Below are 20,188 nucleotides of genomic sequence, written 5' to 3'. Positions count from 1 at the left end.
CGGGATGGACGCGTACGTCGAAAAGGACGCGGTCGAGGTGAGCGAGGAGGGGCTCAGACCCCCCGAGGAACCGCCGGTCACAGCCGCCGAGGACTCACCGGTCGCCCCTGCCGAAGACCCGTCGGGCGTCGCTGCCGAAAACCCGGCCGGCACCCCTGCCGAAGACCCGTCGGTCACCTCCGCCGAGGGCCCGGGCGCGCCGCCCGCGAACAAGGTGGCAGGCGTCGGGATCATGGGGCTCTCGATGCCCTACCAGGTCGTCGTCGCCGTGGCGCTCGCCGTCGTCGCCGTGTTCACCTGCGTGCACCTGGCGATGGTGTTCCTGCACGTGGCGCCGTCCAACACGCTGACCAAGCGGCACGGCGAGGCCGTCAGCGACTGGATCTACCCCGAGTTCGAGCAGAACTGGAAGCTCTTCGCGCCCAATCCGCTCCAGACGAACCTCTCCGTCGAGGTCCGCGCCGAGCTCACCCCCGGCGCAGACGGCCGCCGCCGCACCACCGCCTGGATCGACCTCACCGCGCAGGACATCGAGGCCATCCGCCACAACCCGATGCCCAGCCACTCCCAGCAGAACCAGCTCCGCAGGGCCGTGGACTTCCTCCTGAACACGCACACCGACGACAACCGCCCCAACGGAATGCGCGGCACCCTCTCGGAGCAGTACATGCGCCGGCTCACGATGCTCAGGCTCGACGCCCTCGAAGGCCCCGCCGGAGGGTCCCTCGGCCCCGACGTGCGGCGCATCCAGCTCCGCACCGTCTCCCGGCTCGTCCCCGCCGCCCGGTGGAGCACCGAGAAGAACCGGACCACCCCCTCCTACCGCGACTTCCCGTGGTGGACGATCACCCAGGCCGACCGGTCCGCCGGCAGCGGCACGAACCGCCCGGAGGCGGGCCGATGAGCATGTCCCCCGCCACGCCCGCGCGTGCCCGCGAACCCTTCGACCGCCGGCTCGCCCGCGGCGTGCAGGCCGTCACGGGCCGCACCCTCGCCCCGTACCAGAGCGCGATCGTACGGATCGGCTTCTCGCTGACCTGGCTGCTCTTCCTGCTGCGCGAGCTGCCGTACCGCCACCAGCTGTACGGGCCCGACGGCCCCTGGTCCTGGGAGCTGGCGCAGCGGCTGATCGCCGACAACCGGGCCTTCACGGTGCTCATGTGGTCGGACGGCAGGATCTGGTTCGAGATCGTCTACGGGCTCGCTGTGCTGTCCGCCGCACTGCTCCTGGTGGGCTGGCGTACCCGGGCCGTGTCCGTGGTCTTCATGGTCGGCGTGCTCTCGCTGCTGAATCGGTCCGTCTTCGTCGGCGACGGCGGCGACAACGTCCTGCACCTCGTCGCGATCTACCTCGTCTTCACGCGCTGCGGCCGGGTCTGGTCCCTCGACGCCCGGCGCGCCGCCCGCGAGGAGCGCGCGGCCCGCGCCGGGGAGCCGCCGCGCCGCGATGTCGTCGGACCGCTGCTGTGGGTCGTGCTCGGCGGCTTCCTCCTCGCCGCCACCTGGTTCAGCGACGTCTCCGGCGAGTGGTGGGTGCCGGTGCTGCTGTGGGTGCTGTGGCTCGGGAACGGGCTGTGGTGGCTGGTCTGCCGGCTCGCGCCCGGAGAGCCGCGCACCCTGCTCGACGCCCTCGCCAACCTCGCGCACAACGCCGTCCTCGCCGTGATCATGGCCGAGGTCTGTCTGATCTACTCCACGGCCGGCTGGTACAAGATCCAGGGCTCGCGCTGGCAGGACGGGACCGCGCTGTTCTATCCGCTCCACCTGGACTACTTCTCGCCCTGGCCGTTCTTCTCCGACCTGCTCGGCTCCAGCGGGGTCATGGTGATGCTGCTGAGCTACGGCACGGTGATCGTCCAGGTCGCCTTCCCCTTCACGCTCTTCAACCGCAAGGTCAAGAACGTCCTGCTCGTCGTGATGATGGCCGAGCACGCCGGGATCGCGGTGCTCCTCGGGCTTCCGGTGTTCTCGCTGGCGATGATCTCCGCCGACGCCGTGTTCCTGCCGACGGCGTTCCTGGTGTGGCTGGGCGCCCGGGTGGTCCGGGGCAGGGACCGGCTGCTGGAGCGGACCCCCGACGGGACCTCCGCCGAGACGCTGCCCGAGCAGCGCCGTACGGGTGAGGAGCAGGGTCCCCGTACCCTCGTCGGGTGAGCACCACGGAAGAACAGCCCGAGCCGGTCCAGTACGACGAGGGGTTCGGCCCCGAGATCGGCGTCGGGCCGCACCCGGAGCCGTGGCCGCGGGACGAGCGGTACGACCCCGAGCTGCTCGCCGACGGCGACCGGCGCAACGTCGTCGACCGCTACCGGTACTGGACGCGCGAGGCGGTCGTCGCCGACCTGGACACGCGGCGGCACGACTTCCACGTGGCGGTGGAGAACTGGGGCCACGACTTCAACATCGGCTCGGTCGTGCGGACCGCCAACGCCTTCCTGGCGAAAGAGGTCCACATCGTGGGCCGGCGCCGCTGGAACCGGCGCGGCGCCATGGTCACCGACCGCTACCAGCACGTCCGGCACCACCCGGACACCGAGTCGCTGACCTCGTGGGCGGCGGCCGAGGGCATCCCGGTCATCGGGATCGACAACCTGCCGGGCTCCGTCCCGCTGGAGCGGACCGTGCTGCCCCGCCGCTGTGTGCTGCTCTTCGGGCAGGAGGGCCCGGGGCTCACCGAGGAGGCCCGCGCCCACGTGGAGATGGTCTGCTCGATCGCGCAGTTCGGCTCGACCCGCTCGATCAACGCGGGCGCGGCCGCCGCGATCGCCATGCACGCCTGGGTGCAGCGGTACGCGGAGATCGAGGCGCCGTAGGAGTCGTGGAGGCCCCGGAGGGCCTCCACGAGACCGTGGGTCAGGCCTGGCGGCGGACCTCCACCACCCGGAAGCGGTTGGAGACGAACGCGCCGTCGCACAGCGCGGCGTTCGCCGCCGGGTTGCCGCCCGAGCCGTGGAAGTCGGAGAACGCGGCCGTCTGGTTCACGTACACCCCGCCCGTGAGGTTCAGCGAGAGCTGGGCCGACTCCTCCAGGCAGACCTCCTCCACCGCGCGCTCGGTGTCCGCCGAGGTCGTGTAGGCGCCGACCGTCATGGCGCCCTTCTCGCGGACCGTGCGGCGCAGCAGCTCCAGGGCGTCGGCGGTGGAGTCCACCGAGACCGCGAAGGAGACCGGGCCGAAGCACTCCGAGAAGTACGCGGCCTGGGCGTCCGGCTTGGAGCCGTCCAGCTTCACGATGACCGGCGTCCGGACCACGGCGTCCGGGTACTCCGGGTTGACCACCTCGCGGGAGGCGAGCGCGACCTCGCCGAGCCCGGCGGCGGCCTCCAGGCGCGCCTTCACGTCCGGGTTGACCAGGGCGCCGAGCAGGCCGTTGGCCCGGGCGTCGTCGCCGAGCAGGCCGCCGACCGCAGCCGCGAGGTCGGCGACGACCTCGTCGTACGACTTCGGACCCTGGTCGGTGGTGATGCCGTCGCGGGGGATCAGCAGGTTCTGCGGGGTGGTGCACATCTGGCCGCTGTACAGGGACAGCGAGAAGGCCAGGTTGGCCAGCATGCCCTTGTAGTCGTCCGTGGAGTCGACCACGACCGTGTTGACGCCGGCCTTCTCGGTGTAGACCTGGGCCTGCCGGGCGTTGTCCTCCAGCCAGTCGCCGAAGGCGGTCGAGCCGGTGTAGTCGATGATCCGGATCTCGGGGCGCACGGCCAGGGTCTTGGCGATGCCCTCGCCGGGGCGCTCGACGGCCAGCGCGACCAGGTTCGGGTCGAAGCCGGCCTCGGCGAGGACCTCGCGTGCGACCTTCACCGTGAGCGCGAGCGGCAGGACGGCGCGCGGGTGCGGCTTGACCAGGACCGGGTTGCCGGTGGCGAGGGAGGCGAACAGGCCCGGGTAGCCGTTCCACGTGGGGAAGGTGTTGCAGCCGATGACCAGGGCGATGCCGCGGCCGACCGGGGTGAACTCCTTGCTGAGCTCCAGGGGGTCGCGCTTGCCCTGCGGCTTGGACCAGCCGGCCCGCCCGGCGGGCGTGCGGGTCTGCTCCTCGTACGCGTACGCCACGGCCTCGAGGCCGCGGTCCTGGGCGTGCGGGCCGCCGGCCTGGAACGCCATCATGAACGCCTGGCCGCTGGTGTGCATGACGGCGTGGGCGAACTCGTGGGTCCGGGCGGAGATCCGGGCGAGGATCTCCAGGCAGACCAGGGCGCGGGTCTCGGCGCCGGCGTCCCGCCAGGCGCCCATGCCGGCGCGCATCGCGGGGAGCAGCACGTCGAGGTCGGCGTGCGGGTACTCGATGCCGAGCGACGGGCCGTACGGCGAGGTCTCGCCGCCGGTCCAGCCGTCCGTGCCGGGCTGGTCGAGCTCGAAGCGGGTGTTCAGCGCGGACTGGTGGGCGGCGAGGCCCGCAGCGGCGTCGAGCGAGCCGTCCGAGCCGTACGCCTTCGGGTGCTCGGGGTACGGCGACCAGTAGGCGCGCGTGCGGATCGTGGAGAGCGCCTGGTCGAGTGTGGACCGGTGCTTCTCGGCCAGACGGTCGGTGGTCAGCTGAGCGGTGGCCATCGATGGACCAACTCCTCGTCGAGCTGGGCAGGGAGACGCGTACGGAGTTAGAGTAACCGAACGATCGGTCGGGACAAGGGGGTCCGCCGATCCTGTGGAGAACCCATCGGGGAGGATCACTCCTAATGAGTGCCGACGTGACCGCCAGGGGGAGCGACGACGTGACCACCAGTGAGACCGCCGCCGAGGGGCAGGACCGCACCGCCGCCATCGGACCGGACCGCACCGTCGCCGTCGTCGGCACCGGGACCATGGGCCAGGGCATCGCCCAGGTCGCACTGGTCGCCGGCCACCCCGTGCGCCTCTACGACAGCGCCCCCGGCCGGGCCGCCGAGGCCGTCGCCGCCCTCACCGCCCGCCTGGACCGGCTCGTGGAGAAGGGCCGCCTCGACGCCGACGCCCGCGAGGCCGCCGTCGGCCGGCTGCACGCGGCCGAGGACCCCGCCGAGCTCGCGGACGCCTCCCTCGTGATCGAGGCGATCGTCGAGGACCTCTCGGTCAAGCAGCGGCTCTTCGCCGACCTGGAGAAGATCGTCGGCGACGACACCGTCCTCGCCACGAACACCTCCTCCCTCTCCGTCACCGCCATCGCCGGAGGACTGCGGCTGCCCGGCCGCTTCGTCGGACTGCACTTCTTCAACCCGGCTCCGCTGCTCCCCCTCGTCGAGGTCGTCAGCGGCTTCGCCACCGACCAGGACGTCGCCACGCGCGCGTACGCCACGGTCAAGGGCTGGGGCAAGACGCCGGTGCGCTGCGCGGACACCCCCGGCTTCATCGTGAACCGGGTCGCCCGCCCCTTCTACGCCGAGGCGCTCCGGGTGTACGAAGAGGGCGCGGCCGACCCCGCCACCATCGACGCCGCCCTGCGCGAGTGCGGCGGCTTCCGCATGGGCCCGTTCGAGCTGACCGACCTCATCGGCCAGGACGTGAACGAGGCCGTCACCCGGTCCGTCTGGGACTCCTTCTTCCAGGACCCGAAGTTCACCCCCTCGCTCGCGCAGCGCCGGCTCGTCGAGTCGGGGCGGCTCGGCCGCAAGTCGGGACACGGCTGGTTCTCGTACGCGGAGGGCGCGGAGCGGCCGGAGCCGCACACCGCGCCGCCGGCGGAGGCGCCCGAGCGGATCGCCGTACGCGGCGACCTGGGGCCCGCCGAGCCGCTGGTCGGACTCTTCGAGGAGGCCGGAATCAAGGTCCGGCGCAAGGGCGGCAACGGGTACGTCCAGCTGCCCGGCGGCGCCCGCCTCGGCCTCGCCGACGGCGAGACCGCCTTCGAGCACCACACCGACGAGATCATCTACTTCGACCTCGCGCTGGACTACGCGCGCGCGACCCGCATCGTGCTGTCCACCGGCGAGCACACCTCGGCCGACTCCCTCGCCGAGGCCGTGGGCCTCTTCCAGGCGCTCGGCAAGCAGGTGTCCGTCATCGGCGACGTGCCCGGCATGATCGTCGCCCGTACGGTCGCGATGCTCGCCGACCTCGCGGCCGACGCGGTCGACCGGGGCGTCGCCACCGCCGAGGACGTCGACACGGCCATGCGGCTCGGGGTCAACTACCCCGCCGGCCCGCTGGAGTGGGCCGGGAACGTGGGCCACGCGCGCGTACGCGATCTGCTCTCCGCCCTGGACGAGCGCTACCCGACGGGGCGCTACGCGCCCAGCCTGGCCACCGCCCGCCGGGGATACGCCGAGGAAGGACGGGACTCCTGATGACCACGGCGAAGCGCGACACGTACACCCCCGAGACGCTGCTCTCGGTGGCGGTGCGGGTCTTCAACGAGCGCGGCTACGACGGCACGTCCATGGAGCACCTCTCCAAGGCGGCCGGGATCTCGAAGTCCTCGATCTACCACCACGTCTCCGGCAAGGAGGAGCTGCTGCGGCGCGCGGTCAGCCGGGCGCTCGACGGGCTCTTCGCGATCCTCGACGAGCCGGGCGCCGGGCGCGGCAAGGCCGTCGAGCAGGTCGAGTACGTCACGCGCCGCACCGTCGAGGTGCTGATCGCGGAGCTGCCGTACGTGACGCTGCTGCTGCGGGTGCGCGGGAACACCGCCACCGAGCGGTGGGCGATGGAGCGGCGCCGCGAGTTCGACCACAAGGTGGCCGATCTGCTGAAGGCCGCCGCCGCCGAGGGCGACCTGCGGGCCGACGTGGACATCCGGCTCGCGACCCGGCTGCTCTTCGGCATGATCAACTCGCTGGTGGAGTGGTACCGGCCGCACCCGGACGCGGCGGCGGAGCGCGAGCAGCTCGCCGAGACCGTCGTCCACCTGGCCTTCGACGGGCTGCGCACGGCCCGCTGAGGCGTCGTACGGGCCTGTGAGTCGTCCTGCGGGCCCGTTTTTTTCCGGACGGCCCACGGGGCCGCCCTGGCGTCCCCTCGTACCCGGATCAGCGGCCCGGGTCGCGGTGGTCCGGGTCCAGGTCCGTCTCCTCGAAGACCAGCAGCGTCCGGGTGGAGAGCACCTCGGGGATCGACTGGAGCTTGGTGAGCACCAGCTCGCGCAGGGTCCGGTTGTCGGGGGTGTGGACGAGCAGCAGGACGTCGAAATCGCCGCTGACCAGGGCGATGTGCGCGGCTCCCGGCAGGGCCTGGAGCTGTTCGCGCACGGTCCGCCAGGAGTTCTGGACGATCTTGAGCGTGATGTAGGCGGAGGCGCCGTGCCCCGCCCGTTCGTGGTTCACGCGCGCGCTGAAGCCGCGGATCACCCCGTCGTCGATGAGCCGGTTGATGCGCGCGTACGCGTTGGCCCGGGAGACGTGCACCCGCTCGGCCACGGAGCGGATCGAGGCGCGGCCGTCCGTCTGCAGGATCCGCAGGATGTCGCGGTCGACGGCGTCCAGCGGGCGCGCGGGAATGCCGGGGAGCCCCGCCGCCGGTCCCGGGGCGACGACCTGCTCCCAGTCCTCGGCCATTTGTTCATCCGCCATGTGCCCCCGCCTCTCTCCGGTGGACGACCTGCCCTTATCCCAGGCTGTGGAGAACCGTTTGTCCACAGGCTGAAGGTGCCTGTAGCCAAAATGCCTCCACGACCGAACAATCGGTAGGTGAGGCGCGCCACACTCGCGCCACCCGCCTTCGGGTCTTATGCCCGCTCCCACGAGGAGGTGGACTCGTTGCAACAGCGCAGTTCGACAGTCCAAGAGCCGCCCGGTGCCGTTCCCGCCTACCGGCCGACCCCGCCGCCGGCGTGGCAGCCGCGCACCGATCCCGCCCCGCTGCTGCCGGAGGCCGAGCCGCTGCGCGTGCTCGGCACGGACGCCGTGGCCGACGCCGACCCCGCGCTGCTGCTCCGGCTCTACGCGGAGCTGGTCCGCGGCCGCCGGTACAACACGCAGGCCACCGCCCTCACCAAGCAGGGCCGCCTCGCCGTGTACCCGTCCACCACCGGCCAGGAGGCGTGCGAGATCGCCGCCGCCCTCGCCCTGGAGGAGCGGGACTGGCTCTTCCCCTCGTACCGCGACACCCTCGCGGCCGTGGCGCGGGGCCTCGACCCCGTCCAGGCACTGACCCTGCTGCGCGGCGACTGGCACACCGGGTACGACCCGCACGAGCACCGCATCGCGCCGCTCTGCACGCCCCTCGCCACCCAGCTCCCGCACGCCGTGGGCCTCGCCCACGCCGCCCGCCTCAAGGGCGATGACGTCGTCGCCCTCGCCATGGTCGGCGACGGCGGCACCAGCGAGGGCGACTTCCACGAGGCGCTGAACTTCGCCGCCGTCTGGCAGGCCCCCGTGGTCTTCCTCGTCCAGAACAACGGCTTTGCGATCTCCGTGCCGCTCGCCAAGCAGACCGCCGCCCCCTCCCTCGCCCACAAGGCCGTCGGGTACGGGATGCCGGGCCGGCTCGTCGACGGCAACGACGCGGTCGCCGTCCACCAGGTGCTCACCGAGGCCGTGGCCCGCGCGCGGCGCGGCGGCGGCCCCACCCTCGTCGAGGCGATCACCTACCGGATCGACGCCCACACCAACGCCGACGACGCGACCCGCTACCGCACGGCCGGCGAGGTCGAGGCCTGGCGGGCGCACGACCCGATCCTCCTCATGGAACGGGAACTGACGGAGCGTGGCCTGCTCGACGAGGACGGCAGGAGCGCGGCGGCCGAGGCCGCCGAGACGATGGCGGCGGAGCTGCGCGAACGGATGAACGCCGACCCGGTGCTCGACCCGATGGAGCTCTTCTCCCACGTCTACGCGGAGCAGACGACGCAGCTGCGCGAACAGGCGGCGCAGCTGCGCGCCGAGCTCGAAGCCGAGGGTGAGGCGTGATGACGACCGCGACGACCGGCCCCGCGGCCGCCAAGGCCGGCGGGAACGCCGCGAAGCCGAAGCCCGCCACGATGGCGCAGGCGCTCCAGCGCGCCATGCGCGACGCGATGGCCGAGGACCCGACCGTCCACGTGATGGGCGAGGACGTCGGCACCCTCGGCGGCGTCTTCCGGGTCACCGACGGGCTCGCCAAGGAGTTCGGCGAGGACCGGTGCACGGACACCCCGCTGGCCGAGGCGGGCATCCTCGGCGCGGCCGTCGGCATGGCCATGTACGGCCTGCGGCCGGTCGTGGAGATGCAGTTCGACGCGTTCGCCTACCCGGCGTTCGAGCAGCTGCTCTCCCACGTGGCGAAGATGCGCAACCGCACCCGCGGCGCGATGCCGATGCCGATCGTCATCCGCGTCCCGTACGGCGGCGGGATCGGCGGTGTCGAGCACCACAGCGACTCCTCCGAGGCCTACTACACGGCCACGCCGGGCCTGCACGTCGTCACCCCGGCCACCGTCGAGGACGCCTACGGGCTGCTGCGCGCGGCCATCGCCTCCGACGACCCGGTGGTCTTCCTGGAGCCCAAGCGGCTCTACTGGTCCAAGTCCGACTGGTCCCCCGAGGCGCCCGCGCCCGTCGAGCCGATCGGCAAGGCCGTCGTGCGCCGCAGGGGCACCGGGGCCACCCTGATCACCTACGGCCCCTCGGTGCCGGTCTGCCTGGAGGCGGCCGAGGCCGCGCAGGCCGAGGGCTGGGACCTGGAGGTCGTCGACGTGCGCTCGCTCGTGCCGTTCGACGACGAGACCGTCTGCGCCTCCGTGCGGCGCACCGGCCGCGCGGTCGTCGTCCACGAGTCGACCGGTTTCGGCGGCCCTGGCGCGGAGATCGCCGCGCGCGTGACCGAGCGCTGCTTCCACCACCTGGAGGCGCCGGTGCTGCGGGTCGCGGGCTTCGACATCCCGTACCCGCCGCCGATGCTGGAGCGGCACCACCTGCCGGGCGTGGACCGCGTCCTGGACGCGGTGGCGCGACTGCAGTGGGAGGCGGGGAACTGATGGCACAGGTCCTGGAGTTCAAGCTGCCCGACCTCGGTGAGGGGCTCACCGAGGCCGAGATCGTGCGCTGGCTGGTCGCCGTCGGCGACGTCGTCGCCATCGACCAGCCGGTCGTCGAGGTCGAGACGGCCAAGGCCATGGTCGAGGTGCCCTGCCCGTACGGCGGCGTCGTCACCGCCCGGTACGGCGAGGAGGGCACCGAACTGCCCGTCGGCGCACCGCTCCTGACGGTCGCCGTCGGTGGCACGGGCGCGCCGGAGGAGCTCGCGGAGGCCGCCCCGGGAGCGGGCCGCGCGGACGCCGATGCGGCTGTCTCCTCGGAGTACTCGGGCAATGTGCTCGTCGGCTACGGCACGGCCGGGCCCGCCGCCCGGCGCCGCCGGGTGCGGCACGCGAACCCGGCGGCTGCCGCCCCGGCTCCGGCTGCCGCTCCGGTCGCCGCTCCTGCTCCCGTGGCCGCTCCTGCTCCGGTCGGCGCTTCGGCGGCCACCGGTCCCGTGCCCGTCATCTCGCCGCTCGTGCGGAAGCTGGCCCGTGACCGGGGCCTCGACCTGCGGGAGGTGCGCGGATCCGGGCCCGAGGGGCTGATCCTGCGGGCCGACGTGGAGCTGGCCCTCGCGGCCCTGGAGCAGCCGGTCGCCACCCCGGCGCCCACTCCCGCCCCTGCCGCGGTCTCCGTCGCCGCCGCCGGTGAGCGTGTCCCGCTGCGCGGGGTCCGTGGCGCGGTCGCGGACAAGCTGTCCCGCAGCCGTACGGAGATCCCCGACGCGACCTGCTGGGTCGACGCCGACGCGACCGAGCTGATGGCGGCACGCGCCGCGATGAACGCGGCCGGTGGGCCGAAGATCTCGCTGCTCGCGCTCCTCGCGCGCATCTGCGTCCACGCCCTGGCCCGGTTCCCCGAGCTCAACTCCACGGTGGACACCGCCGCCCGGGAGATCGTCCGGCTGCCGTCCGTGCACCTCGGCTTCGCCGCCCAGACCCCGCGCGGGCTCGTCGTCCCCGTGGTCAAGGACGCGGGGACCAGGACCGCCGAGTCGCTGACGGAGGAGTTCGCCCGGCTGACGGAGGCGGCCCGGCAGGGTGCGATCACCCCGGCCGATCTGACCGGCGGCACGTTCACCCTGAACAACTACGGGGTGTTCGGGGTCGACGGCTCCACGCCGATCATCAACCACCCCGAGGCCGCCATGCTCGGTGTCGGCCGGATCATCCCCAAGCCCTGGGTCCACCAGGGCGAACTGGCCGTCCGTCAGGTGGTGCAGCTGTCGCTCACCTTCGACCACCGCGTCTGCGACGGCGGCACGGCGGGCGGCTTCCTGCGGTACGTGGCGGACTGCGTCGAGCAGCCTGCCGTCCTGCTCCGCACGGTCTGACGCACAACGGCCGCACCGGACGCCCGCACCGGACCCCCACCCGGTACGGCCGTCCGCCGGTACCGCCGACGGGCCCGTCTCAGCAAGGGAGACGGGCCCGTCGGCCGTGGCCCCCTGCGGCCCATACTGCTGGGGTGACCACCGCATACGACGCCGTCGTGCTCGCCGGGGGTGCCGCCCGGCGCCTCGGCGGCTCCGACAAGCCCGGGGTACGGATCGGGGGCCGGACCCTCCTCGACCGGGTGCTCGCGGCCTGTCCCGACGCCGCCCGGACCGTGGTCGTCGCCGCCCCCCGTCCGACCGCCCGCCCCGTCCGCTGGACCAGGGAGGACCCGCCCGGCGGCGGGCCGCTGGCCGCGCTCGGCGCGGGCGTACGGGAGACCGGCGCCGACGTCCTCCTCGTCCTCTCCGCCGACCTGCCCTTCCTGGACGGGGCCACCGTCCGACGCCTCCTCGACGCGCTCGCCGCGGCCCCCGGGGCCGAGGCCGCGCTCCTCACCGACGCCGAGAGCCGGGACCAGCCGCTCGTCGCCGCCTACCGCCGCACCCCGCTCCTGCGTGAACTGGCTCTCATCGCCGACCGCCGGGGCACCCTCGCCGGCGGTCCGCTGCGTCTCCTCACCGGGGGACTGAACCTCACCAGGGTCGCCGCGGCCCCCCTCGCCTCCTTCGACTGCGACACCTGGGAGGACATCGCCACGGCCCGGGCGCGCATCAGGGAGCATGGGACCGTGCTTGATGAATGGATCACCGCAGTCAAAGACGAACTGGGCATCGAACTGGACGTCGACACCGGCGTGCTGCTCGACCTCGCCCGTGACGCCGCCCACGGCGTGGCCCGCCCCGCCGCGCCCCTGACCACCTTCCTGGTCGGTTACGCGGCGGCCCGCGCGGGCGAGGGCGGACCCGAGGCCGTCGCCGAGGCCGCCCGCAAGGCCGCGGCGCTCGCTCAGCGCTGGGCCGCCGAAGAGGACGGCGAGCAGCCCTCCGAGCAGCCCTCCGAACGAGCCACCGAGTAGGACGAGGCCGGATGAAGTCGAAGGAGCCCGCCCCCGTGGCCCCCGCCGCCACCGGCCCCCGGGCCGAGCAGCCGCACCGGGCCACCGCCTGGCCCGAGGCCCGGGCCGCCGCCGCCCGCGCCGGGACCGCCGCGCGGGCCGGGCGTGAGCCGCGGCGCCTCCCGCTCGGGCAGGCGCTCGGCCAGGTCCTCGCCGAGCCGCTCCGTGCCCTCACCGACCTGCCCTCCTTCGACACCTCCGCCATGGACGGCTGGGCCGTCGCGGGCCAGGGCCCCTGGACCGTCCGCGCGGACACCTCCGTCCTCGCCGGTCACGCGCCCACCGCCGCGCTGACCGACGGCGAGGCCATACGGATCGCCACCGGCGCCCCCGTACCGCCCGGCACCACCGCCGTCATCCGCACCGAACACTCCCGCACCGAGGGGCCGCTGCTGCACGCCCTGCGGGACGTCGTCTCCCGGCAGGACATCCGGCCCCGGGGCCAGGAGTGCCGGTCCGGCGACGAACTGCTCCCCGCGGGCACCGCCGTGACCCCGGTCGTCCTGGGCCTCGCCGCGGCCGCCGGGTACGACGAGCTCCCGGTGCCGCCGCGCCCCCGGGTGGAGGTCCTCGTCCTCGGCGACGAGCTGCTCACGGCCGGTCTCCCCCACGCGGGGCTCATCCGTGACGCCCTCGGCCCGATGCTCGGTCCCTGGCTGGAGGCGCTCGGCGCCGAGGTGCTCGGCACCCGGCGGATCGGCGACGACGCCGAGGAGCTGTACGCGGCCGTCACGGGCTCCGCCGCCGACGTGGTCGTCACGACCGGAGGCACCGCCGCCGGGCCCGTCGACCACCTGCACCGAGTGCTCGACAAGGCCGGCGCCACGCTCCTGGTCGACGGGGTGAAGGTCCGCCCCGGTCACCCGATGCTCCTCGCGGCCCTGGGCGGGGGCCGTCACCTCGTCGGCCTGCCCGGCAACCCGCTCGCCGCCGTCTCCGGCCTCCTCACGCTCGCCGAGCCGCTCCTCGCCGCCCTGGCCGGCACCTCACCCACCGGAGGCCGGGGCCCTGCCCCCGTCCTCGACGAGGTACACGGGCACCCCCACGACACCCGGCTCGTCCCCGTCGCCCGCCGGGACGACCACCTCGTTCCGCTGCACTACAACGGGCCGGCCATGCTCCGGGGCATCGCCGTCGCGGACGGCATGGCCGTCGTCCCGCCCGGCGGCGCCCGGTCCGGCCAGGAGCTGGACGTCCTCGACCTTCCCTGGCCGCCGACGTCGGGCGCCGTACCGGCCCAAGGAGCGTGTTTCACGTGAAACTTCCCAGCCGTGACGTGATGGCACGAGATGCGGACGAGCGGGCCCTGGGCCCTCAGGTCCGGCTGCCCCGCAGGGTCGTCGAGCGGCCGCTGCGGCAGGTCGGCAAGCGGCTGCTCATGGCGCTCGGCGTGCTGATCGTGACGGTGCTCATCGTCTACGCCGACCGCGACGGCTACCACGACAACGCCGACGAGACGCTCGACTTCCTCGACGCCGCCTACTACGCGACCGTGACGCTCTCCACCACCGGATACGGCGACATCGTCCCGTACAGCGACTCGGCGCGGCTCGTCAACATCCTGCTGGTCACGCCGCTGCGCGTGCTGTTCCTGATCATCCTGGTCGGCACCACTCTCGAGGTCCTCACCGAGCGGACCCGGGAGGAGTTCCGGCTGAACCGCTGGAGGTCCACCTTGCGCGACCACACCGTCATCGTCGGGTTCGGGACGAAGGGACGGTCCGCGATCCAGACGCTCTGCGCGACCGGGCTCCGCAAGGACCAGATCGTCATCGTCGACCCCTCCACCAAGGTCATCGAGACGGCGAACGCGGACGGGTTCGTCGGTGTCATCGGCGACGCGACCCGTAGCGACGTTCTGCTCCGCGCCGAGGTGCAGCGGGCCCGGCAGATCGTCATCGCCACCCAGCGCGACGACACGGCGGTCCTGGTCACCCTCACGGCACGCCAGCTCAACAAGGGCGCGAAGATCGTCGCCGCGGTCCGCGAGGAGGAGAACGCGCCGCTGCTCCGCCAGTCCGGCGCGGACGCGGTCATCACCAGCGCCAGCGCCGCCGGGCGCCTGCTCGGCCTCTCCGTGCTGAGCCCCAGCGCCGGCACCGTGATGGAGGACCTCATCCAGCAGGGCTCGGGCCTCGACCTCGTGGAGCGGCCGGTGACCAAGAGCGAGGTCGGCAAGAGCGTGCGGGAGACCGGTGACCTGGTGGTCAGCGTGCTCCGCGGGCACCGGCTGCTCGGTTACGACGACCCCGCGGCCAGCCCGCTCCAGCTCATGGACCGGGTGATCACCATCGTGCGCGCCGCGCCGGTGACCCCACTGTCCACGCCGCCGGAGGACTGAGCCGGAGGACCGGCCCGCCGGGCGAGTAGCCTCGCCGCCATGTATGCGATCACGATTCCGGAACCCGGCGGCCCCGAGGCGCTCGTCTGGGCCGAGGTGCCCGATCCCGTACCCGGCGAGGGCGAGGTCCTCGTCGAGGTGGTGGCCAGCGCGGTCAACCGCGCCGATCTGCTCCAGCGCCAGGGCTTCTACGACCCGCCGCCGGGCAGCTCCCCGTACCCCGGTCTGGAGTGCGCGGGCCGGATCGCCGCGCTCGGCCCGGGGGTCTCGGGCTGGGCCGTCGGCGACGAGGTGTGCGCGCTGCTCGCCGGTGGCGGCTACGCGGAGAAGGTCGCGGTCCCGGCCGGTCAGCTCCTGCCGGTGCCCGAGGGCGTCGACCTGGCCACGGCCGCCGCGCTCCCCGAGGTCGCGTGCACCGTCTGGTCCAACATCTTCATGATCGCCCACCTGCGACCCGGCGAGACGCTGCTCGTGCACGGCGGCGCGAGCGGCATCGGCACGATGGCGATCCAGCTGGCGAAGGCGGTCGGCGCGCGGGTCGCGGTCACCGCGGGAGGCCCCGAGAAGCTGGCGCGCTGCGCCGAGCTCGGCGCGGACATCCTCATCGACTACCGCGAGCAGGACTTCGTCGAGGAGCTGGCGAAGGCGACGGACGGCGCGGGCGCGGACGTCATCCTGGACATCGTGGGCGCGAAGTACCTGGAGCGGAACGTGAAGGCGCTGGCCGTGAACGGCCGGCTGGTCGTCATCGGCCTCCAGGGCGGGGTGAAGGGCGAGCTGAACCTCGGGGCACTGCTCGCGAAGCGCGCCGCCGTCATGGCGACGACGCTGCGGTCCCGGCCGGCCGGGGAGAAGGCGGCGATCGTCGCGGCCGTACGGGAGCACGTCTGGCCGCTGATCGGCGCGGGCACGGTCCGGCCGGTCGTCGACCGCACCGTCCCGATGCCGGAGGCCGCCGAGGGCCACCGGGCCCTTGAGGACGGCCGCCACGTCGGCAAGGTGCTGCTGCTCACCCCGGGCGCCTGACGGCCGACGAACGGCCGCCGGCAGCGGTGCGTGACCCCGGGGCGGCGGCCGGCCCCAGCGCCCGCCATCTCCGGTGCCGGCGCGTGGCCGCCGGCACCGTCCGCACCGGCGCGTGCCCCCGCCGCGGTCGGCACAACCGGCACCACCGGTGCCAGCGCCCGTAGCGCGGAGAAGGGCCCCGCACACCTGGTGTGCGGGGCCCTTCTCCGTACGACCTGCGCTACCTACAGGTACGGGCCCGAGCGGACCGCGTGGCCGTGGCCGTGGTCGTCGTCATCGTCGTGCGACGCGCCCGGAGGCAGTGCGCGGCGCATCTGCTCCAGCTGGGCGCGGGCCGCCATCTGCTGGGCGAACAGCGCCGTCTGGATGCCGTGGAACAGGCCCTCGAGCCAGCCCACCAGCTGCGCCTGCGCGATGCGCAGCTCCGCCTCGGAGGGGATCGCCTCGTCCGTGAACGGCAGGGAGAGCCGCTCCAGTTCCTCGACCAGTTCGGGCGCGAGCCCGTCCTCCAGCTCCTTCACGGAGCTGGCGTGGATGTCCTTCAGCCTGACCCGGCTCGCCTCGTCCAGAGGGGCCGCCCGTACTTCCTCCAGGAGCTGCTTGATCATGCTGCCGATCCGCATGACCTTCGCAGGCTGCTCGACCATTTCCGTCACCGGGACCTCGCGGGGTTCGTCGTCGCCCTGAGTGCCGCCGAGCGCCGTCCCGTCCTGTCCCACGATGAGGACCTGGGGGCTCTCCTGCGACCTGTCATTCCTCGGCATCTCCATGCCGCCATTCTCTCGTACGCATGCCTCCCCACAGGGTGTGCCCCTGTACGGGGGTGATCCACCCTCGTACAGGGGCACAGGACGGGAACGAAGACCGTCAGGTCGCCGCGCGCCGGGCCAGTGCGCCGCGTGAGCGGGTCACCAGGGCGGCGAGGAGGGCGGCGCCGAGCGGGACGGCGACGAGCAGCCCGGCCAGCGTCTCCCAGGGGATGACGATCGGCACGTCGGGCGGGGTCAGGTCGCCGCTCCAGCCCTCGGCGAGGTTCTGCTCGTAGTAGCGGAGCTCGTCGCGCTCCTCGGTCAGCCGGAGTCCGACGGCGGGCAGCAGTCCGGCGGCCGAGCCGAGGAGCACGCCCATCGCGGCGACGACTCCGCACTGGAATCCGCTGAGCGTGCGGCGGACCCGGGGCGGGGCACCGACGGCGGCGAGCGTCTTCAGGTCGGCCTCGGCGTCGGCCTGGGCGAGCCCGGTGGCGATGCCGGCGGCGCCGATGGTGACCAGGCCCGCGAAGACGGCCAGCGCGAGCAGGACGATGCCGTACTCGTTGACGAACCCTTCCTCCAGGTGGAGCTCGATGTTGCTGCCGAGCTTGGCGAGGTCGCTGTCGAGCTTCTGGCGCTGCTCGGAGTCCGGGAGCCGCTCGGTGCTGACGTACAGGCCGAGGGGTGCCGTGGAGAGGCCGGCGGCCTTGGCGGTGGCCGGGGTCATGAGGGCCTGGAGGCCGTAGGACTTCTTCTCGCCGGGCACCAGGTACGCGGACAGGGTGCTGACCTTGCCGGGGGCGGGACGGCCCTCCTCGGATGCCTTGTCGGCGGCGGGGATGTCGGTGATCTGCTTGATCCCGATGGTGCCCTTCTTGTCGACCAGGGCGCGGTTGAAGGCGACGATCCTGCCGTCGGCGAGGGCCTTCTCGGTCGCGGGGTCGTCGACGCCGAGAACCTTCAGCAGACTGGCGTCACCGATGAGCAGGCCGCCGTCGGAGACGTACATCCCGCTGCTCGCGGAATCCTTGCACCGCCAGTCCTCCGTGAGCATCTTCCGTCGCTGCTCGGGCGTGTACTTCTCGGAGGGGTCGCCGCCGCCCGGGCCGGTCGCGTACATCGGGCACTCGTTCGCCGGCGGGACGATGACCTCGTAGCGGCCGCAGCCGGCGCCGCTGTCCCAGGGGCTGCAGCCGGGCTTGCCGACCGAGATGCGCGCGACGTCGGCGCGGACGTCGACGGGGAAGTTGCGCTGGACGGCCTCGCGGACGGCGGGGGCGTCCCGGCCGCCCTCCTCCTGGACGAAGGCGGAGGCGACGCCGTACGGCAGTGTGGCCTCGTAGCCCGCCCTGTTCTGGGCCTCGCGGCTGGCCATGTACGTGGAGACGGCGACCGTGCCCGCGACGGCGGCGAGGACGGCGGCGACGGCGGGTGCCGTACGGCCCCGGTTGCGGACGGCGTCCCGAAGCGCGAGGCGCGGGGAGAGCGGCAGCCAGCGGCCGGTCCGCCCGAACAGGCCCACCAGGGCGGGCGTCATGGCGACGACGCCGAGCTCGGCGAGGGCGGAACCCGCGGCCACGAGGACGACCTGCTGGGAGACCATCGAGCCGAAGAGGGCGACCGCGCCGCCGAACAGGAGGGCCACCAGGCCGATCACGGGCAGCACGCGGCTGCTGCGGCGGATTCCGCGTCGGCCGGTGAGCGAGGCGAGGACGGTCTGCCGGGAGGCGGTGAAGGCGGGGACGACCGCGGCGAGCAGACCGGTCAGGACCGCGAGCAGGGCGATGCCGAGCAGTTCGACCGGTCGGATGTCGAAGGCCCCGAACCGCTGGCCCATGGCGTCCTCGAGGACCGGCTCAAGGACGAGCGTCAGGATCAGCGCGAGGACGATGCCGGTGACGGCGGCCGCGACGCCGATGACGAGGCCGCCGCTGAGCACGATCGCGCGGATGTGGCTGCGGGCACCGCCGTTGGCCCCGACCAGGCCGAGCTGACGGCGCGAGCGGCGGGCGCCGACCGCGAAGGCGGGACCGGCGAGCAGGCAGATCTCCAGCATCGCCAGGCCGACGACGGTGGCGAGGGAGGCCAGTTCGGCGGCGGAGGCCTCCGCACTGGCCTGGTAACCGCCGAAGCCCTCCTTCTGGTTGAGCGGGACCTCGGACTCGGCGGGCGGATCGAGCACCACGGCGCGCGAGACGACGGCGATGCCCTTGGTGTTGATCTCCTTCACGCTGTTCCACGTGAAACCACCGGACTTGCGCACCAGGTACGAGACGGAGAGGTCGGGCGCGGGCAGCCCGGCCTTCTCGACCGCCTTCGCGTACGGGGCGAGGAAGGCGCTGGGCAGCGCGTTGACCTGGTCCGTGGCCAGGGAGCCGGGAAGTTCGTAGGAGCCGACGATCCGGTACGGGCGATCGAAATTGCGGGCGGAAAGGGTTGCTCCGATCGACAGGCCGCTGCTCTCCAGGAAGTGCGAGGTCGCCATGACCTCGTCGTTCTTCTCCGGGAAGCGCCCCTCCAGGAGCGTCATGATGCCGCGGGCGACCGGATCGGACGCCTTGAGCTCACGCACCTCGGCCCCGAGCAGACCGTGGGCCGTCGTCAGCTTGGCCGAACCGGAGCCGTCCGTCAGGACGGTGGAGCCCGCCGGGATGGCCTTCGTGACGTCCGTGGAGCCGCTCGGCCAGGGCTCGTCCTTGTAGTCCTTGGCCGTCGTGTGCATCTCGCCGGTCGGGTCCTGGAAGATCGGGACGCCGTTGACCTGGGCGTCCTTGAAGCGCGCGTCGGCCGCGCCGATCGTCCGCTCCAGCTTCTCGGCGGGGGAGAGTTCGGAGCTGCGGTAGGTCAGATCGAGGGCGCTGACGCCCAGGATGGGCAGCGCGATCATCGCGAGGACGAGAGCGCTGCGGCCCTTGGAACGCCAGGCGTCGCGGCGGGCGATGCGGATCGCGGCCCGCCAGGAGTGGAACCAGGTCTTCACGCCTCAGCCACCTGGCCCGAGAGGAGAGAGTCGGCGTCGCTGCGCACGGTCTGGTCGACGATCGCGCCGTCCCGCAGGAACACGACCCGGTCGGCCCAGGCGGCGAACCGCGGTTCGTGGGTGACGAGGACGCCGGCGGCCCCCGCGTCGCAGCGGGAGCGGAGCAGGGCGAGGACGGACTCGCCGGTCTCGGAGTCGAGGGCGCCGGTCGGCTCGTCGGCGAGGACGAGACGGCGGTCGCCGACGAGGGCGCGGGCGATGGCCACGCGCTGCTGCTGGCCGCCGGACATCTCGTCGGGGAAGCGGTCGGCGAGGTGGCCGAGCCCCATCTCCTCCAGGGCGGCGGTGGCCTCGACGCGCGCCTTGCGGGCGGAGGTCCCGTCCAGCTCGCGGGGCAGGGCGACGTTCTCGGCGGCGGTCAGGGCCGGGATGAGGTTGTAGTCCTGGAAGACGTACCCGATGCTGCGGCGGCGCAGGGCCGCGAGCTCCTTGACGCTCGCCGCGGTGATGTCGGTGTCCTCGACGATGACCCGGCCCGAGCTGGGGGTGTCCAGGCCGCCGGCGATGGTGAGCAGCGTGGACTTGCCGGAGCCCGACGGGCCCATGACGGCGACGAGTTCGCCGGGGTACACCGCGAGGTCGATGCCGCGCAGGGCGTGCACCTCGGTGGCGCCCGCGCCGTGGACGCGGGTCAGGTTCTGCAGTTGCAGCACGGGCTGCTGTGTGGGCATGGAGGGGTCCCCCCGTTGGCCGTACGCGGCGGTCGGGCCGCGTACGGGAGCGTGCGGTG

Annotated in this window: 17 protein-coding genes; 12 read left to right on the top strand and 5 right to left on the bottom strand. The window is 73.4% G+C overall.

Annotation, left to right across the window (positions count from 1 at the left end; all coding sequences use genetic code 11):
• Positions 1-4: 4 nt before the first annotated feature.
• The 3 genes from ACFYX3_RS16000 to ACFYX3_RS15990 are packed head-to-tail and all read left to right on the top strand — an operon-like array spanning position 5 to position 2,813.
• Positions 5-904 carry a DUF5819 family protein gene (locus ACFYX3_RS16000; RefSeq protein WP_389013370.1) on the top strand — a complete coding sequence of 300 codons (900 nt, stop codon included), beginning with the start codon at positions 5-7 and terminating at the stop codon, positions 902-904.
• Positions 901-2,154 carry an HTTM domain-containing protein gene (locus tag ACFYX3_RS15995; RefSeq protein WP_389013367.1) on the top strand — a complete coding sequence of 418 codons (1,254 nt, stop codon included), beginning with the start codon at positions 901-903 and terminating at the stop codon, positions 2,152-2,154. Before ACFYX3_RS16000 ends, ACFYX3_RS15995 begins: the two co-directional genes overlap by 4 nt.
• Positions 2,151-2,813, top strand: a complete 663-nt coding sequence (locus ACFYX3_RS15990; RefSeq protein WP_116160026.1) for a TrmH family RNA methyltransferase — start codon at positions 2,151-2,153, stop codon at positions 2,811-2,813. The genes ACFYX3_RS15995 and ACFYX3_RS15990 overlap by 4 nt, the downstream gene beginning before the upstream one ends.
• A 40-nt stretch (positions 2,814-2,853) precedes the next feature.
• Here the strand turns inward: ACFYX3_RS15990 and paaN are convergent, their stop codons facing one another.
• Positions 2,854-4,551, bottom strand: coding sequence for a phenylacetic acid degradation protein PaaN (gene paaN / locus ACFYX3_RS15985; protein WP_389013364.1), 1,698 nt, complete (start codon positions 4,549-4,551; stop codon positions 2,854-2,856).
• A gap of 125 nt (positions 4,552-4,676) precedes the next feature.
• Between paaN and ACFYX3_RS15980 the strand changes: the two genes are divergently transcribed.
• Together ACFYX3_RS15980 and ACFYX3_RS15975 are read left to right on the top strand one after the other, a co-directional pair.
• On the top strand, positions 4,677-6,260 hold the full coding sequence (locus ACFYX3_RS15980) for a 3-hydroxyacyl-CoA dehydrogenase (protein ID WP_389013361.1): 1,584 nt from the start codon (positions 4,677-4,679) through the stop codon (positions 6,258-6,260).
• A complete protein-coding gene (locus ACFYX3_RS15975; protein WP_376583459.1) occupies positions 6,260-6,853 on the top strand; it encodes a TetR/AcrR family transcriptional regulator in 594 nt (197 codons plus the stop codon). Before ACFYX3_RS15980 ends, ACFYX3_RS15975 begins: the two co-directional genes overlap by 1 nt.
• An 88-nt stretch (positions 6,854-6,941) precedes the next feature.
• Here ACFYX3_RS15975 and ACFYX3_RS15970 read toward each other — a convergent pair whose 3' ends face one another.
• On the bottom strand, positions 6,942-7,481 hold the full coding sequence (locus ACFYX3_RS15970) for an Lrp/AsnC family transcriptional regulator (protein WP_382656197.1): 540 nt from the start codon (positions 7,479-7,481) through the stop codon (positions 6,942-6,944).
• 177 nt (positions 7,482-7,658) lie between these two features.
• Here ACFYX3_RS15970 and pdhA point away from each other — a divergent pair, with 177 nt between their 5' ends.
• The 7 genes from pdhA to ACFYX3_RS15935 all read left to right on the top strand — a co-directional run bounded on the left by pdhA (position 7,659) and on the right by ACFYX3_RS15935 (position 15,666).
• Entirely contained in the window at positions 7,659-8,819 is a 1,161-nt protein-coding gene (pdhA, locus tag ACFYX3_RS15965; RefSeq protein ID WP_389013927.1) for a pyruvate dehydrogenase (acetyl-transferring) E1 component subunit alpha, read from the top strand.
• A complete protein-coding gene (locus ACFYX3_RS15960) occupies positions 8,819-9,865 on the top strand; it encodes an alpha-ketoacid dehydrogenase subunit beta (protein WP_359511395.1) in 1,047 nt (348 codons plus the stop codon). Before pdhA ends, ACFYX3_RS15960 begins: the two co-directional genes overlap by 1 nt.
• Entirely contained in the window at positions 9,865-11,241 is a 1,377-nt protein-coding gene (locus tag ACFYX3_RS15955) for a dihydrolipoamide acetyltransferase family protein (protein ID WP_389013356.1), read from the top strand. Before ACFYX3_RS15960 ends, ACFYX3_RS15955 begins: the two co-directional genes overlap by 1 nt.
• Before the next feature lie 134 nt (positions 11,242-11,375).
• Entirely contained in the window at positions 11,376-12,260 is an 885-nt protein-coding gene (locus tag ACFYX3_RS15950) for an NTP transferase domain-containing protein (protein ID WP_389013353.1), read from the top strand.
• Between the two features lie 11 nt (positions 12,261-12,271).
• A complete protein-coding gene (locus tag ACFYX3_RS15945) occupies positions 12,272-13,558 on the top strand; it encodes a molybdopterin molybdotransferase MoeA (protein WP_389013349.1) in 1,287 nt (428 codons plus the stop codon).
• Positions 13,555-14,640: a potassium channel family protein gene (locus tag ACFYX3_RS15940; RefSeq protein ID WP_389013346.1), complete on the top strand. Its 1,086-nt coding sequence runs from the start codon at positions 13,555-13,557 to the stop codon at positions 14,638-14,640. The genes ACFYX3_RS15945 and ACFYX3_RS15940 overlap by 4 nt, the downstream gene beginning before the upstream one ends.
• A 39-nt stretch (positions 14,641-14,679) precedes the next feature.
• Positions 14,680-15,666: an NAD(P)H-quinone oxidoreductase gene (locus tag ACFYX3_RS15935; protein ID WP_376583448.1), complete on the top strand. Its 987-nt coding sequence runs from the start codon at positions 14,680-14,682 to the stop codon at positions 15,664-15,666.
• 224 nt (positions 15,667-15,890) lie between these two features.
• On the opposite strand, the gene ACFYX3_RS15930 is transcribed toward ACFYX3_RS15935, so the two are convergent.
• From ACFYX3_RS15930 to ACFYX3_RS15920, 3 genes are all read right to left on the bottom strand, one after another.
• Positions 15,891-16,436 carry a bacterial proteasome activator family protein gene (locus tag ACFYX3_RS15930; RefSeq protein WP_116160038.1) on the bottom strand — a complete coding sequence of 182 codons (546 nt, stop codon included), beginning with the start codon at positions 16,434-16,436 and terminating at the stop codon, positions 15,891-15,893.
• A gap of 97 nt (positions 16,437-16,533) precedes the next feature.
• Complete coding sequence (locus ACFYX3_RS15925; RefSeq protein ID WP_389013342.1) at positions 16,534-19,398, bottom strand: FtsX-like permease family protein; 2,865 nt, start codon at positions 19,396-19,398, stop codon at positions 16,534-16,536.
• The gene (locus ACFYX3_RS15920; RefSeq protein ID WP_389013339.1) at positions 19,395-20,129 is read right to left on the bottom strand and encodes an ABC transporter ATP-binding protein; all 735 of its coding nucleotides are present in this window, start codon (positions 20,127-20,129) and stop codon (positions 19,395-19,397) included. The genes ACFYX3_RS15925 and ACFYX3_RS15920 overlap by 4 nt, the downstream gene beginning before the upstream one ends.
• Positions 20,130-20,188 lie beyond the last annotated feature (59 nt).

The sequence above is a fragment of the Streptomyces sp. NPDC002463 genome (assembly GCF_042889835.1).
In the GTDB taxonomy this organism is placed as follows: Bacteria; Actinomycetota; Actinomycetes; order Streptomycetales; family Streptomycetaceae; genus Streptomyces; species Streptomyces nymphaeiformis.
Note: the sequence above shows the minus strand (reverse complement) of the source record. Positions and strands in the feature narration are given on the sequence as shown.

Coding starts and splice junctions, on each gene's coding strand:
- ACFYX3_RS15960 (WP_359511395.1), top strand. CDS start 8,819: ATGACGACCGCGACGACCGGCCCCGCGGCCGCCAAGGCCGGCGGGAAC.
- ACFYX3_RS15930 (WP_116160038.1), bottom strand. CDS start 16,436: ATGGAGATGCCGAGGAATGACAGGTCGCAGGAGAGCCCCCAGGTCCTC.
- ACFYX3_RS15955 (WP_389013356.1), top strand. CDS start 9,865: ATGGCACAGGTCCTGGAGTTCAAGCTGCCCGACCTCGGTGAGGGGCTC.
- ACFYX3_RS15970 (WP_382656197.1), bottom strand. CDS start 7,481: ATGGCGGATGAACAAATGGCCGAGGACTGGGAGCAGGTCGTCGCCCCG.
- ACFYX3_RS15935 (WP_376583448.1), top strand. CDS start 14,680: ATGTATGCGATCACGATTCCGGAACCCGGCGGCCCCGAGGCGCTCGTC.
- ACFYX3_RS16000 (WP_389013370.1), top strand. CDS start 5: ATGGACGCGTACGTCGAAAAGGACGCGGTCGAGGTGAGCGAGGAGGGG.
- ACFYX3_RS15995 (WP_389013367.1), top strand. CDS start 901: ATGAGCATGTCCCCCGCCACGCCCGCGCGTGCCCGCGAACCCTTCGAC.
- paaN (WP_389013364.1), bottom strand. CDS start 4,551: ATGGCCACCGCTCAGCTGACCACCGACCGTCTGGCCGAGAAGCACCGG.
- ACFYX3_RS15980 (WP_389013361.1), top strand. CDS start 4,677: ATGAGTGCCGACGTGACCGCCAGGGGGAGCGACGACGTGACCACCAGT.
- ACFYX3_RS15975 (WP_376583459.1), top strand. CDS start 6,260: ATGACCACGGCGAAGCGCGACACGTACACCCCCGAGACGCTGCTCTCG.
- ACFYX3_RS15920 (WP_389013339.1), bottom strand. CDS start 20,129: ATGCCCACACAGCAGCCCGTGCTGCAACTGCAGAACCTGACCCGCGTC.
- ACFYX3_RS15945 (WP_389013349.1), top strand. CDS start 12,272: ATGAAGTCGAAGGAGCCCGCCCCCGTGGCCCCCGCCGCCACCGGCCCC.